A 14066-nucleotide genomic window follows, 5' to 3' on the forward strand; every position below is an offset into this window, starting at 1 on the left:
GCCGTTTTGACGACGGCCGGGGTGTCCGCTGCTCTGGCTATCGGGGGGGCAGCCCTGCTGATCGCCGCCGGGCTGTGGAAAAGACGATTTGCCGCCGGAGCGGCAGAGCTGCTGGCACGCTACGGGGCGGAGCGGCCTGAGGATATTCTGGGCCGGGCCAGCGCCTACCGGGAGGCGTGTGTGGTGGCGGCGGAGGCGGCCAAAAAGCGGGAGGCGGTGGAGCAGGCCCTGGCCGGGCACATCGCCCGGGACGAGGAGACCCGCCGGAGGCTGCTGGAGCTGGTGCACCCCTTCGCCCCCACGGTGACGGACACCTTCGGCGTATCCGCCGCCCTCTCCCGGGCGCTGAACCTGGACGAGCGCCTGTCCACCGCCCGGGTAAAGCTGGAGGGGGCCAGAACCCTGGCCGACAGCCTGCCCCGGCCCGAGGAGGTCTCCGGCGGGACGGACGTGGAGCCCCGCTTTGACCCTGCCGAGACCGCGGCCCGCCTGAGCGCGGCGGAGGGAGAGCTCTCCCGGCTGCGCAGCGGCCTGGCCATGGCCCAGGGGGAGCTGAATACCCTGGGCGACCGGGAGGCCCTTCAGACCCGGCGGGAGGCCATCCAGGAGGAGCTGGACCGCCGCCGGGCGGAGTACGACGCCCTGGGCGCGGCCCTGGCCGCCCTGGAGCAGGCCCACAGCGGGCTCCAGGCCCGGTTCTCCCCGGCCCTCAACCGCCGGGCGGGGGGGCTGCTGGCGGAGCTCACCGGCGGGAAATACGACAAGGTGGCCCTTACCCAGCAGTTTGAGGCCCTGGCGGAGGAGCACGACGGCCTCCAGCCCCGGCGGGCGCTGACCCTCTCCCAAGGCACCGCCGACCAGCTCTACCTGGCGGTGCGTCTGGCGGTGTGTGAGCTGGTGCTCCCTGCGGAGGAGCCCTGTCCCCTGGTGCTGGACGACGCCCTGGCCAACTTCGATGACGGCCGCTGCGCCCTGGCCCTGGAGGCCCTGGCCCGGCTGGGAGAGGAGCGGCAGATCCTCCTGTTCACCTGCCACAGCCGGGAGGCGCGGCTGGCGGAGGGCCGGGAGGGGGCCGCCGTTCTGCGCTTGCAATCGTGAGCAGGGCGGGGTATAATAGAACGATCTTTTTTCCATTCGGATGGAGCTGATACCTTTGGCAAAGAAGCAAACACAAGACGGGGAGGAGCAGGAGGAGCTCTCCAGCGGCGACTCCCTCAAGCTGGATCTCTACTTCTGGCTCCAGGCCCTGGTGCTGGCCCTGGTGGCGCTGATCCTTCTCTTCACCTTCGTGGGGCGCATCATCGGCGTGGACGGCAGCTCCATGTATCCCACGCTGCACCACGGGGACATGCTGCTGCTCCAGAGCGTCGGCTATGAGCCCAAGCAGGGGGATGTGGTGGTGCTCACCAAGGCCTTCCGCGATGTGGACGGGCCCATCGTCAAGCGGGTCATCGCCGTGGGCGGACAGACGGTGGACATCGACTACGACGCGGGCACCGTCGCAGCGGACGGACAGGTGCTGGACGAGCCCTACATCCATGAGGCCATGCTGTGTCCCACCTATGAGAACCAGACCCATATTGAGGTGCCGGAGGGCTCCATCTTCGTCATGGGCGACAACCGCAACCACTCCAGTGACAGCCGGGACGTGACCCTGGGCACCGTGGACGAGCGGTATGTGCTGGGGCGGGCGGTGTGCGTCCTGCTGCCCTTCCAAAACTTCGGCATGATCCCCGAAGGGGAGCAGACCAGATAGCATGCAAAACGCGGGCCGCGTATCCAAGGGATACGCGGAGGCGGGGCCGGACGGCGACGCCGTCCCCGCCAGGGGGTCGGTGACGCCGAAGGCCTCGTTGTAGCTGCGCTGGCCGATGGTCAGCTCGTCCACCACGTGCCGTCCGGTGATCTGCACCCCGTCGTAGAACACCAGCCAGCGGCCCACCAGATTCTTGAGCTGGCGGACGTTACCCGGCCAGGTGTACCGCTGAAGGTACTCCATGGCCTGGTGGGTGAGGCGGAGCCGCCCGCCCTTTTGGGCGCAGAGGCGGTCGATGAGCAGGGGAATGTCCTCCGGCCGGGCCCGCAGGGGCGGCAGGTAGAGTTCGATGGTGGACAGGCGGTAGTAGAGATCCGCCCGGAAAGCCCGCCGCTCGCTCATGGCCAGCAGGTTTTGGTTGGTCGAGGCGATGATCCCCGCACGCAGGGGGATGATCTCACGACCGCCCACCCGCTCAAACTCCCGGGACTCCAGCACCCGCAGCAGCTTGGACTGCATCTGCAGATCCATGTCCCCGATCTCGTCCAGCAGGAGATCCCCGTCCCCCGCCAGTTGAAACTTGCCCATCCGGGCCTCGGTGGCGCCGGTGAAAGCCCCCTTCTCGTGGCCGAAGAGTTCGGATTCCAGGAGCTGCTCTGGGATGGCGGTACAGTTGATGGTCACATAGGGGAGGGGGCGGCCCCCGTGGCGCTCGGCATGGATGCCGCTGGCGATGATCTCCTTGCCGGTGCCGGTCTCCCCCAGAATGAGTACGCTCTCACCGCTGTGAGCGGCCTTCCGGGCCTTGTCCAGCAGGTCGGCCACCCGGGGGCTCTCCCCTACAAAATCCTCCAGGCGGTAGCCGCTGTCCACCCGGGCCAGATCCTGGTAGAGGCCCCGGAAGCCGGCGGCCTGGTCGCTGAGCTGGGAGAGCACCTTTTTCAACCGGCCCAGGTTGCGCACCGTGATGGTGCCCACCACGCCGATGACCCGCTCCCCGTCCAGGACGGGAAACAGGCTGGAGATACAGGGCCGGCCATGGAGCTCCAGAAAGAGGTCGGGCCGGGGTTGGCCGGTGCGCAGTACCTCCTCGAAGGGGGAGAGCTGGTCCAGCACTGAGATATGCTGCCCCACCACCGCTGCCCGCTGGGACGGGTCGGGGAAGGAGCTGGCGCTGATGTAGAGGATGCGGCAGTCGGTGTCCACCAGAATGGCGGTGTCGAACAGGCTGTCCAGCATCCGGTCCAGGACGCCGCCCCGGGTGTGCAGCTCCTGGCGGCTGATGTGCAAAGTCTGCATGTCCTCACCACCTGTTCATAATCTGAACACTATTATACAATATGTACGGAAAAAAGACAAGACAGCCGGGCGGAATGGGGGGAGAAGGAGGGCAGAAGTCCCCTGTGGGGCGGGGGTTCCGGGCCGTGCGGCGCATTTGGCACGGGAATTGCTCATGAAAATAGACGTGAATACAAAACACAGAAGGAGTGTTTATCATGAGCAAGAGACCCGAACTGACCGCTGCTGAGCGCGCCCTGCCCTACGCTAAGTTTTACGACCTGCCTATCACCCCCATTCCGGAGGAGAAGCTGGCCGTGCTGGCGGCTGGCCCCATCGATCCCAGCCTGGCGCTGAAGATCGAGGACCGCAACGACCTGTTCAAGCCCGGCTATCTGCCCTGCGAGATCGGTTACTGCGTCATGCCCAACGGCACCGGCTTCCTGGCCAACCGCACCGAGATGCCCGGCGTGACTCCTGAGATGTTCGAGTGGTGGTTCGCCTGGCACAGCCTGGAGGATCTCCGCTACCGCATCTGGGACCCGGAGGATCACTACTATGCCCGCCAGCAGATGCGGGAGAAGACCCTGGACCAGAGCCTGCCCATGCGGGAGCGCACCTGGGGCACCGTCCACCATGTGCTGGAGGATATCGGCCCCGGCCCCGACGAGCTGGTTTTGGAGTTCCGCTATCCCCACGAGCTGGGCTATGAGGAGGAGAAGGTGGGCACCGACGCCTGCGCCGCCCTCATCTGCGCCAACGGCCACGGCCCCGTCCCCGGCCAGGGCGTGGCGGCCATCATGACCCACTTCGTCCGCGAGATCCCCGGCGGCATCGAGCTGCGCTCCCGCTTCTGGATCGGCTACGGCCTGGTGGACGGCAGGCTGGTCAAGCTGGTGCCCGACGGCGTGTCCGTCCCGGAGGAGGTACCCATGGGCCTGTTCGCCCACAACCTGAAGGAGTTCGGCCACCTGGCCGCCATCCTGCCTCAGGTCTACGCCGAGAACAAGGACAACTGGTAAGGAGGAGCCGTCATGTGCAAGAAGAGCAAATTCCCTCTGGTATTTAACATTTTCCTGGCCTTCTTCATCACTTTGGTGGTGACCATCTTCGTCAAGGCCGGCGAGGGCGCGCTCACCCCGGAGAGCTTTATCATCGGTATGATTCAGGGCTTCTGCCTCAACATGACCCTGGAGACCATCATCGATCTGCCCGCCATGGGCAACAAGTTCGTCCGCGCCTTGGGCGTCAAGAAGATGGAAGGCCCCGCCGCCTACTTCCTGCGCCTGCTGGCCATCGTGTTCGTGATTGTGCTGCTCATGAGCTTCCTGCTGATGTTCTGCGAGATCGGCTTCGCCATGGGCGCGGGCTTCTTCGGCTTCTGGATCACCAAGGTGCCCGCCATCTTTGTGGTGGCCTACATCACCGCCGCCATCGTCTTCATCCCCTCCATGAAGGCGACTGCCGTCATCTGTTCCAGGGAGGACTGAATCGGATGACACAGGAGGATGTCTATAAACCCTCCTGCCGTCGAAAGGACCTTTTCGATAGGCGGTAAAACATACCCCCGCGTGCTATGGCACGCGGGGGTATGTTTTACCCGGTGACGGCATCCCGGCGGGAGAGCCGCCGTACGGCCAGCAGAGAGAAGAGCAGAAGGTAGAACCCGCAGCCCGCCAGAAAGGAGGGGAGGGGCAGGGCCATCTGGGGGTTGTTGGCCCGCATACCCAGGCAGAGCAGGGAGTAGGGAAAGGCGGCGCCGAAGCCCTGGCTGGTAAGGAGCAGGCCGAAGATTCCACCCACCAGGGCGATGGCTACCGGCGGGGCGAAGGCGCGGATGGCCAGACTGAGGTAGAGCTGTACGGCGCACACCGCCGTACAGCCCAGGGCGCCGAAGGCTAGCCAGCCGGGCAGCTCCGGGGGCAGAGGGGCGGAGATACCTGCCAGCCTGCCGCTGAGGAGAAAGAGCAGGCCGATGAGGGCCATGGCCAGGGCGGACACCCCCACGTCCAGCAGCAGCTTGCCCAGGTAGAGCGCACGCACTGGTACCGGGGCGGTGAGGGCGGCGTTCCAGTTGTGGTCGGCGTGCTCCAGCCGCCACTGCCAGGCGCAGAACACGCCGAACTGGGCGGGGAGGAAGAACATGGAGGCAAACAGGGTGTGCTGGGTCCACAGGCTGTACCAGCCGGCGTCCAGCACCTCCAGGTTGCCCAGGTAGTTGAAGGTGCCCAGCACCGCGGGAAAGAGGGGGAGTACCAGGAAGGCCAGCCACACCGGGGCGCGGCGGCACTTCATCAGCTCCGCCCGGAGACAGCGCAGTACCATGCCTCATACCTCCTTTCGGACGAACAGAGTCCGTCCCACAGTGAGAAAGAGGGCCGCCCACAGGCACAGGAGGGCCAGATCCAGGGGCTCCGGCCGCCGCCAAAAGAAAGCGGTCCAGCGGGTGGCCTCATCCCATTCCATCCGCACCAGAGAGAGCAGGCCGTAATACCCCCAGGGGACGCACCGCTGTACCCACACGGGGAAGAGCAGGGCCATGAGTCCCACGAAGCTGCCGAAGATGCCGCATACCAGAGCCACGGCCTGGTTGGCGAAGCGGAGGGACAGCCCCTGCTGGAGGGCGTAGAGGGTCATGGACACCGCCCAGGACAGGGCGGTAAAAACCACGAACCGCCCCCAGGGCGTCCCGCCGGGGAGGCCCATGGCAAGGCCCAGGGCCAGAAAGAGGGCGCCGCGCACCAGGAGCAGGCCGGCCAGCACCAGGGCGCCCCAGGCCAGCTTGGCGGCGTAGAGACGACCGGGGGTGACGGCAGTCTCCAGCAGCTTGAGGGTATGCCCCCTGTGCTCCAGCTCACAGCTCCGGCTGGCAATCACCGCCACGCCGATAGGGAGCATAATGGCGTCCACCATTGCCAGGTTGTAGAGCAGAAGCATCCACCCCTGAGCCAGCGCCTCCGCATCCTGCCGGGTCAGGTAGGCCCCGAACCACAGGAGCTGGGCGGCCAGCAGGCCGGCGCAGACCAGGGTGAGCTTGCGCCGGCGGCACTTGCAGAACTCCAGGGCCAGCAGCTTCACAGGCTCTCCTCCCTTCCGGTGAGCTCCAGAAAGAGGTCTTCCAGGCTCTTCTGCCGCTCCTCCATGCGCAGAAGATCCACCCGGTGGGAGGCCAGAAAGCGGGAGAGACTGGCTGCATCGGCGTCGGAGAGCAGGGGAAGGGTGAGCCAGCCGTCCTCCAGGGTGCAGGGGACACGGTTCTCCCCCAGCAGGCGGGCCGCCCCGGCGTTGTCGGTGGTGCGCAGGGCCAGGCGGGGGCAACTGCGGGCGTGGAGCGCGGACAGGGTGTCCTGAAACACCAGCCTCCCCTCCCGGATGATGCCCACGTGGTCGGCCATCTGGTCGATCTCGCTGAGCAGGTGGCTGGACACCACCACCGTCATGCCGAACCGGCCGGGCAGGGAGCGGATGAGCTCCCGCATCTCCTGGATGCCCGCCGGATCCAGGCCGTTGGTGGGCTCGTCCAGGATCAGCAGCCTGGGGAAGCCCAGCAGGGCGGCGGCCAGGCCCAGCCGCTGCTTCATGCCCAGGGAGTAGTGGGCCGTCCGCTTGCCCTTCTGGCCGTCCAGCCGGACGATGCGCAGCACCTCCCCGATGTCCCGCTCCGGCGCCCCGCGCAGGGTTTGGACGATGTGCAGGTTCTCCGCGCCGGTCAGGTGGCCGTAGTAGCTGGGGCTCTCGATCAGGCTGCCCACCTGACTGAGAGTCTCCATGCGGGTGCGGGGACCCATGGGCCGCCCAAAGACGGCGATCTCCCCTGCCGTGGGCCTGGCCAGCCCCAGAAGCAGCTTGAGGGTGGTGGATTTGCCCGCCCCGTTGGGGCCCAGAAATCCATAGACCGCCCCCTCCGGCACGGTGAGATCCAGATGGTTGACCCGCAGAGCCGGGCCGTACTGTTTGCACAGCCCGCGGGTTTCCACAACAGCGTTCATGTGAGGACACCTCCTTGTTACACCGCAAGGATAGCGCCCCTCCCTTACATCCCGATGAAGCCATCCTTACGCTTACCTTACGTTTTCCGGCCGGGGCGTGCAAAGGGGAAGCCAGTTGTTGTATAATAGAAAAACAGCGGGAACAGGGCGCGGGGCCATGTGCTTTCTGCCCTGCGCAAGTCGGCAGGGGCGGCCCTTCTGGCCCCCCGCGGGCGACCACGAGGGTCGTCCCTACGGGGCATTTGCTCCGATCAGAAAGGACTGGGAAGCAAGGATGGCCTATCACATTTTACTGGTGGACGACGCGCCGGAGCTGCGGCGCATGGTGGGAGAGCTGCTGGAGGGGGCGGGCTATGCTGTCACACTGGCAGCCGACTGCGCCCAGGCCCGCCGGGCGTGGACAGAGTCGCAGCCCGACGCGGCGCTGCTGGACGTGATGCTCCCCGATGGGGACGGGTTTTCCCTGCTGGAGGAGCTGCGGCGGGTGGGGAACGGCGTGCCGGTGCTGTTCCTCTCCGCACGGGACGAGGATGAGGCTCGCCTGCGGGGGCTGGGCCTGGGGGCGGACGACTACATCACCAAGCCATTCCTGCCTCAGGAGCTGCTGCTGCGCCTGGCGGCGGTGCTCCGCCGGGTGTACGGCGCTGGGGCGGGGGAGGTGCTGCGCCTCGGGGCAGCGGAGGTGCACTGGGGCACCGGCACGGTGCGCCGCCCCGGCGGCGGTGAGGCTGCCCTCACCGCCAAGGAGTACGCCCTGCTCAAAAAGCTGGCGGCCAACCGGGGAAACATCGTCACCATCGACGCCCTGTGCCAGGCCCTGTGGGAGGGGCCCATGGTGGGCTATGAGAACACCCTCATGGTTCATATACGCCGCCTGCGGGAGAAACTGGAGACCGACCCCTCCCACCCGCAGTACCTGCTCACCGTCCGGGGGCTGGGCTACCGCCTGGCCCAGGAGGAGCGGCCGTGAGGGGGCGCAATCTCCGCCGTACCCTGGTGGCGGCCGGCCTGGTGGCGGCCTCGGCGGTGCTGGTGCTGGTTCTGGCGGTGGCGGGGCTGCTGGCCTTTATTGTCACCTCTGCCGGGGCGGGCAGCTCGTGGAACGCCTCCATGGACGAGCTCTCCGCCGCCCTGGTGCGGACGGAGGGGGGCTATGCCTTTACCGGCGGGGAGTACCTGGCGGAGAAGGAGCTGTGGGCCATGCTGGTGGACGAGGGCGGCGCCGTGGTGTGGCAGCAGGGCAAACCTGCCGATGTGCCCGACCGCTACTCCCTTACCGATGTGGCCGCCTTTACCCGCTGGTATCTGAGCGACTACCCGGTACAGGTACGGGTACGGGAGGACGGTCTGCTGGTGGCGGGCGGCCCGAAGGGGAGCACCTGGAAGCACCCCTTCGTCTTGGATATGGATGTGCTGAAGACCATCCCTTTCTGGTTCGCGGGGCTGTTTCTGCTGGCCCTGCTGGGGGTGCTGGGCCTCACCGCCCTGGTGCTGGGCCGCCAGTTCCGGCGGGAACAGCAGGAGCGGGACTTTGCCCGCTCCGACTGGATCAACGGCATCTCCCATGACATCCGCACCCCTCTGTCCATGGTCATGGGCTACGCCGGGCAGTTGGAGGCGGACCCGGTCCTCCCGCCCCGGCGGAGGGCCCAGGCCGCCATCATCCGCCGCCAGAGCCAGACCATCCGGGATCTGATCAATGACCTCAACCTGACCATGCGCCTGGACTACGCCATGCAGCCCCTGCGGCGGGGGAGCCTCCACCCCGCCGCCCTGGTGCGGCAGGTGGCGGCCGACGTGCTCAACGGCGGGCTGGAGGAGCGGTACGCCCTGGCGGTGGAGGTGCCGCCGGAGGCCGAAACCCTTACGTTGGAGGGGGACGCGTCCCTGCTGCGGCGGGCCCTGCTTAACCTGGTGAACAACTGCGTGCGCCACAACCCGGAGGGCTGCGCCATCACCCTGACTGCGGCAGCCGAGGGGGAAGTATGCACCCTGAGGGTGGAGGACGACGGGGGTGGTGGTCTGCCGGTCGGACTGGCGGAGGTCGGACTGGCCCCGGACGGCGGGGCCGCCCACGGCACCGGCCTCAGGCTGGTGGAGCAGATCGCCAGGGCCCATGGCGGCGCACTGGAGCTGCACCGGGCGGCGCGGGGCGTCCTGGCCGTCCTCCGCCTGCCCCTGTGAGCGCGCAGAGCCCCCGGACGCCAATGGCATCCGGGGGCTCTGCATGAGAAAGGGGAGGTATGGGAAGAAAACGCTACTGTTGGGGCGGCATGACCGTGGCCATGCCCTGTAGAACCACCTCGCCATGCTGGTTGGTACAGGTCGTATCCAGCTTGACGATGTTCTTCTCCGCGCGGATTTCGCTCACTGTGCAGGTGGCGGTGACGGTGTCCCCGAAGCGGACGGGCCTGGTGAACTTCAGCTCCTGGCCCAGGTAGATGGTGCCGGGGCCGGGCAGCTGCATGGCCAGGACGGCGGAAATGAGGCCGGCGCTGAGGATGCCGTGGGCAATCCGTCCGCCGAACCGGGAGGCACTGGCCACGGACTCGTTGACATGGGCGGGGTTCAGATCGCCGGTGATACCGGCGAAGAGGTACACGTCGGTCTCGCTGATGGTCTTGGAGTGGCTGGCGCTGTCGCCCAGCTTCAATTGCTGAATGGTCATGATGCGGCCTCCTTCTTGTATGCGCTGACGGGGATCAGAGGAACAGGCCCCAGATCAGGGCCAGCCCCAGAGAGGATACCAGCGGAATGATACAGGTCGTGATACAGATGTCGATGTAGGACTCCTTGTGGGTACAGTTGGACACGGCCAGCAGGGTGAGCACCGCGCCGTTGTGGGGCAGGGTGTCCAGGCCGCCGGAGGAGATGGAGGCGATGCGGTGCAGGGCCTCCAGAACGCCGGTGTTGCCCGCAGCCATTTCGGCGTACTTGGGGCCCAGGGCGGACAGGGCGATGGACATGCCGCCGGAGGCCGAGCCGGTGGCGCCGGCCAGCAGATTGACGGCCACCGCCTCGGAGAAGAGGATGGAGCCGGGCATGTTCAGGGCGATGCTGGTGAGGGAGGCAAAGCCGGGGACCACCTTGACCACGGAGCCGAAGCCAACGGCGCAGGCGGTGTTCATGATGGCGCCCATGGAGCCGTTGGCGCCCTCGTTGATGGCGGGCAGCAGGGTCTTGGCCTGGTTCAGGTTCAGCAGGCAGGCCACCAGAATGCCGCACACCAGGGCGATGACGATGGCGTAGTTGGAGGCCAGCTCAATGCCGGCAAAGCGATTGAGCAGCCAGGGGAACAGGTTGAGCATGAGCACAACGACCACCAGGGGGACGATGCCGGTGACCCAGTGCCAGGAGGGCAGAGCCTTGGAGTCGTGATCCACTTCCTTGTGCTTGGGGTCGGGGACAAAGTGCAGGCCCTTGCGGCGGGACTGGCGCACCCGCCACTCCAGGTAGATATAGGCGGGCAGCAGCATAACGGCGCAGGCCACAAGGGACAGGAGCGGAGCCGCCATGGTGGTGGTGCCGTAGTAGTCGGTGGGGATCAGGTTCTGAATCTGGGGGGTGCCGGGCACGGCGGTCATGGTGATGCCGAAGGCGCCGGTGGCAATGGCGCCGGGCAGCAGGGTGCGGGGCAGGTCGGCGGCCCGGTAGATGGAATAGCCCATGGGATAGATGACGAACACCACGACGAACAGGGAGATGCCGCCATAGGTCATCAGCAGGCAGGGGATAACCACTGCTGCCACCGCGAAGCGGGGGCCGATCAGCTTGACCAGGGCGTTGCCCAGGCTGCGGGCGGAACCGGTCAGATCCATGACCTTGCCGTACACCGCGCCCAGGAAGAAGGCGGGGAACCATTGGAGCACGTAGTCGGCCATGCCCTTCATATAGTCGCCAATGTAGGCGTCCAGGATGGCATAGCCGCTGAGCACGGCCACCACCACGGCGCAGACAGGGGCGACCCAGATGATGGAATAGCCCTTGTAGGCCAGGAACATCAGCAGGACCAGGCCCAAAATAATGCCGAACAGGGATAGTGACATTTGGATTCCTCCTCTACAGATACAGAATAAACGTCCCCTCTCAGATCAAGGCAGGGTGAGCCCCATAGGTTCCGGGCGGAAGATGCGGGGATCCATCGCCCGGACCTTGCGGATGATGGGCTGGAAGTCCATCTGGTCCAGAATATCCCGCTGTAGGTCCACGCCGGGGGCGATCTCTTTCAGCTCCACCCCCTCCGGAGTGAGGGCGAAGACGGCCCGCTCCGTGACGTAGAGCACGTGCTGGCCGCGTCTGGCCGCATAGGCGCCGGAGAAGGTGATCTGCTCCACCTGGCGCAGCAGCTTGCGCACGGACCCCTCCCGGCGGATGGCCAGCCTGCCGTCCTCCACCGCCACGTCCAGCCCGCCGGCGGTGAAGGTGCCGCAGTACACCACTCGTTTGGCGTTCTGGGTGATGTTGATGAAGCCGCCGCAGCCGGCGATCTTGGGGCCAAATTTGGAGACATTGATGTTTCCTGCGGCGTCCATCTGGGCCAGGCCCAGGAAGGCCACGTCCAGCCCGCCGCCGTCATAGAAATCGAACTGGGCGGGCTGGTCCAGAATGCAGTCGGCGTTGATGGCTGCGCCGAAGTCCTTGCCGCCGGCGGGGATGCCGCCGATGGCCCCTACCTCGGTGGTCAGCACAAGCCCCTCCAGGCCCTCCTCCGCCGCCACGGCGGCCACCCCCTCCGGCATGCCGATGCCCAGGTTGGTGACTGCGTGGGGGAGCAGCTCCATGGCGGCCCGGCGGGCGATGATTTTCCGCTCTCCCATGGGCAGCGGGGGCAGGGAGCGCAGAGGGACGCGCACCTCGCCGGAGAAGGCCGGGTTATAACGGGTGCCGAAGGTCTGCATATGTTCCTCCGGCGGGGCCTCCACCAGCACGTCCACGTAGATGCCGGGCAGGCGCACCAGGCGGGTGTCCAGGGAGCCGTATTCCACAATGCGCTCCACCTGGACGATGACCGTTCCGCCGGAATTCCGGGCGGCCTGTGCCTGGGCCAGGGCCTCGGCGTATACGCCCTCCCGCTGGAAGGTGCAGTTGCCCCTGGTATCGGCATAGCTGGCCCGGAGAATAGCCACCTGAATGGGAATGGCAGGGTAGAACAGCTTTTCCTCCCCCTCCAGCTCAATGAGCTTTACCACGTCCCCGGCCGCCCGGGCGGCGTCGTTGAGCTTGCCCCCCTCCAGGCGGGGGTCTACAAAGGTGCCCAGGCCCACATGGGTAATTACGCCGGGCTTTCCCGCGGCAATGTCCCGGAAAAGCTGGGCGATCACCCCCTGGGGCAGGTTGTAGCCGGCCAGCTTGTTTTCCGCGCACAGCCGGCCCAGCTTGGGGGAGAGCCCCCAGTGGCCGCCGATCACCCTGCGGCAAAGGCCCTCCACCCCCAGGTGGTTCAGGCCGCGGCTGTCGCTGTCGCCCTGACCGGCGGCGTACAAGGCGGTCAGGCCGTGGGGCCCCTCGCCGTTTCGCGCCCGCTCCTCCAGCGCTCTGAGAATGGACTCCGGATGCATCAGGCCGCTGGCGAAGCCGCCGAAGGTGACGGTGTCTCCGTCGTGGATGTACTGGCGCACGGCATCGTGCGCCGACAGGATTTTGGGCATATCTGCACTCCCTTTCCGCTCACCATTCCTCCCCGGAAGGAGGCGGCACGGGTTCGGCTGGTCTGCGGCCCGCGCCGTTGCAGAAAGTATACGGCATAGGAAGTACATCTGTAAAATGAACAATTTGATAGGCTGCATTCCAAAATCGGAATAGATTGCACATTATTGTAGAACTTTTATTGCTATATTTGTGGCATATCCACAGTATCATGCCTTTTGCGTATGGACGAATGCGCGGGGGGAATGCTGTGTTTCATTTTTAACAATTTCACAGTAGAAACTTTGTGCGGATTTTTCTGGAAATTTTTTTATTCTTCGATTATGATAGGGACAGCATCACCGAGGACGTGGAGGTAGCTATGGATATTCAGCACTTGAAATATTTTGTTGAAGTGGTCCGGCAGGAGAGCTTTACCCGCGCAGCCGCCCAGCTTTTTGTGACACAGCCCATGCTGACCCGTTCCATCAAACAACTGGAGGAATCGCTGAATGTTCTGCTCATTGAACGCACCAGCAAGAGCTTTCACCTGACCGATGCGGGACGGATCCTGTACGAGCGGGCCCAGGAGTTTCTCATGCAGTATGAGGCGATCTTCCAGACCATGGCGGACGTGCGCTCGGTCAAGACCGGAGAGGTACGGCTGAGTATTCCCGGGGTGCTGCTGGACATGTATTTTCCCGAGCTGTTTGCCAGCTTTCACCGGCAATACCCCGGCATCGACATCAGCCTGGTGGAGGAGGGCTCCAAGCTCACCGCCGCCTCGGTGGGATTGGGAAAGGCGGATCTGGGACTGGTCATGCTCCCGGTGGAGGAGCCGTCCCGCTTTGAAAGCCACCTTCTGGTCAGCGATGTGTGTCAGCTTGTGGTGAGCCGGGAGCATCCCTTTGCCCAGATGCCCGGCGTACATATCCGTGAGCTGAGAGGGGAGACCATTCTGACCTTCAGTGAAACGGCCACCCTGCACGACACCTTTATTCAGATGTGCGGCGAGCAGGGCTTTGCCCCCCGCATTGCCTATAAAAGCCTGATGCCTGGCTTCAGTTTCAAGATGGTGGCCATGCAGCAGTGCATCGCCTTGCTGCCCCTGCCGCTGATCCTCCACGGGATGTGCGACAAGCTTGTCACCGTGCCCCTGGAGCCGCGCATCGTGTGGGATATTGCCATCATCCGCAGGAGACAGGGCTATCACTCCTTTGCCGCCGCACAGTTGTTCGACCATATTCGCGCCCACTTTGCAGAGCGGAAGCCCTTAATGGAAAAGGCCGGCCCGTCGTGAGACGGGCCGGCCTTTAGGCGGTTATTAAGCCTTCCTGCTAAGGTTTTCGAAGGGAAGGATAGTGTGAAAGGGAACCGTCAGGGTTCCCTTTCGCGTGGGATCAAACAACTTTTTGGAA

13 protein-coding genes and 1 pseudogene are annotated in these 14066 nt (G+C 65.6%); 7 read left to right on the top strand and 7 right to left on the bottom strand.

Annotated features, from left to right (window positions below; genetic code table 11):
* Positions 1 to 1098, top strand: a 1098-nt coding sequence (locus ACESY8_RS13015; RefSeq protein ID WP_498794770.1) for an ATP-binding protein, incomplete at its 5' end; no start/stop codon positions are given.
* 40 nt (positions 1099 to 1138) lie between these two features.
* Complete coding sequence (lepB, locus tag ACESY8_RS13020; protein ID WP_498794773.1) at positions 1139 to 1756, top strand: signal peptidase I; 618 nt, start codon at positions 1139 to 1141, stop codon at positions 1754 to 1756.
* Between the two features lie 114 nt (positions 1757 to 1870).
* Here lepB and ACESY8_RS13025 read toward each other — a convergent pair.
* Positions 1871 to 3055, bottom strand: a pseudogene (locus tag ACESY8_RS13025) (sigma-54 interaction domain-containing protein); the annotation flags it as partial.
* Positions 3056 to 3252: 197 nt separating this feature from the next.
* Here ACESY8_RS13025 and ACESY8_RS13030 point away from each other — a divergent pair.
* Both ACESY8_RS13030 and ACESY8_RS13035 read left to right on the top strand, forming a co-directional pair.
* Positions 3253 to 4056, top strand: a complete 804-nt coding sequence (locus ACESY8_RS13030) for a DAPG hydrolase family protein (RefSeq protein WP_007488814.1) — start codon at positions 3253 to 3255, stop codon at positions 4054 to 4056.
* A gap of 12 nt (positions 4057 to 4068) precedes the next feature.
* Positions 4069 to 4524 carry a hypothetical protein gene (locus ACESY8_RS13035; RefSeq protein ID WP_007488816.1) on the top strand — a complete coding sequence of 152 codons (456 nt, stop codon included), beginning with the start codon at positions 4069 to 4071 and terminating at the stop codon, positions 4522 to 4524.
* 106 nt (positions 4525 to 4630) lie between these two features.
* Here the strand turns inward: ACESY8_RS13035 and ACESY8_RS13040 are convergent, their stop codons facing one another.
* From ACESY8_RS13040 to ACESY8_RS13050, 3 genes are read right to left on the bottom strand one after another with little or no spacing between them, the layout of a single operon-like run.
* Positions 4631 to 5359 carry an ABC transporter permease gene (locus ACESY8_RS13040; protein WP_009258982.1) on the bottom strand — a complete coding sequence of 243 codons (729 nt, stop codon included), beginning with the start codon at positions 5357 to 5359 and terminating at the stop codon, positions 4631 to 4633.
* Between the two features lie 3 nt (positions 5360 to 5362).
* Positions 5363 to 6112: an ABC transporter permease gene (locus tag ACESY8_RS13045; RefSeq protein ID WP_434307886.1), complete on the bottom strand. Its 750-nt coding sequence runs from the start codon at positions 6110 to 6112 to the stop codon at positions 5363 to 5365.
* Complete coding sequence (locus ACESY8_RS13050) at positions 6109 to 7023, bottom strand: ABC transporter ATP-binding protein (protein ID WP_054339545.1); 915 nt, start codon at positions 7021 to 7023, stop codon at positions 6109 to 6111. The genes ACESY8_RS13045 and ACESY8_RS13050 overlap by 4 nt, the downstream gene beginning before the upstream one ends.
* Positions 7024 to 7297: 274 nt before the next feature.
* Here ACESY8_RS13050 and ACESY8_RS13055 point away from each other — a divergent pair, with 274 nt between their 5' ends.
* Positions 7298 to 7993, top strand: coding sequence for a response regulator transcription factor (locus ACESY8_RS13055; protein ID WP_035299029.1), 696 nt, complete (start codon positions 7298 to 7300; stop codon positions 7991 to 7993).
* Positions 7990 to 9207, top strand: coding sequence for a sensor histidine kinase (locus ACESY8_RS13060; protein WP_148341755.1), 1218 nt, complete (start codon positions 7990 to 7992; stop codon positions 9205 to 9207). The genes ACESY8_RS13055 and ACESY8_RS13060 overlap by 4 nt, the downstream gene beginning before the upstream one ends.
* 73 nt (positions 9208 to 9280) lie before the next feature.
* Here ACESY8_RS13060 and ACESY8_RS13065 read toward each other — a convergent pair whose 3' ends face one another.
* Genes ACESY8_RS13065 through ACESY8_RS13075 form a run of 3 tightly spaced genes read right to left on the bottom strand, consistent with a single transcriptional unit; the run spans position 9281 to position 12671 of the window.
* Complete coding sequence (locus tag ACESY8_RS13065) at positions 9281 to 9691, bottom strand: MaoC family dehydratase (RefSeq protein WP_021630346.1); 411 nt, start codon at positions 9689 to 9691, stop codon at positions 9281 to 9283.
* 34 nt (positions 9692 to 9725) lie between these two features.
* Positions 9726 to 11069 carry a GntP family permease gene (locus ACESY8_RS13070; RefSeq protein WP_007488825.1) on the bottom strand — a complete coding sequence of 448 codons (1344 nt, stop codon included), beginning with the start codon at positions 11067 to 11069 and terminating at the stop codon, positions 9726 to 9728.
* A gap of 45 nt (positions 11070 to 11114) precedes the next feature.
* Entirely contained in the window at positions 11115 to 12671 is a 1557-nt protein-coding gene (locus ACESY8_RS13075; RefSeq protein WP_055180773.1) for an acyl CoA:acetate/3-ketoacid CoA transferase, read from the bottom strand.
* A 359-nt stretch (positions 12672 to 13030) separates the two neighbouring features.
* Here ACESY8_RS13075 and ACESY8_RS13080 point away from each other — a divergent pair, with 359 nt between their 5' ends.
* Positions 13031 to 13948, top strand: coding sequence for a LysR family transcriptional regulator (locus ACESY8_RS13080; protein ID WP_009258987.1), 918 nt, complete (start codon positions 13031 to 13033; stop codon positions 13946 to 13948).
* The last annotated feature ends 118 nt before the right edge of the window (positions 13949 to 14066 follow it).

Origin of the sequence: Clostridium sp. ATCC BAA-442, from assembly GCF_964239415.1 — a bacterium.
GTDB lineage: Bacteria > Bacillota > Clostridia > Oscillospirales > Oscillospiraceae > Flavonifractor > Flavonifractor plautii.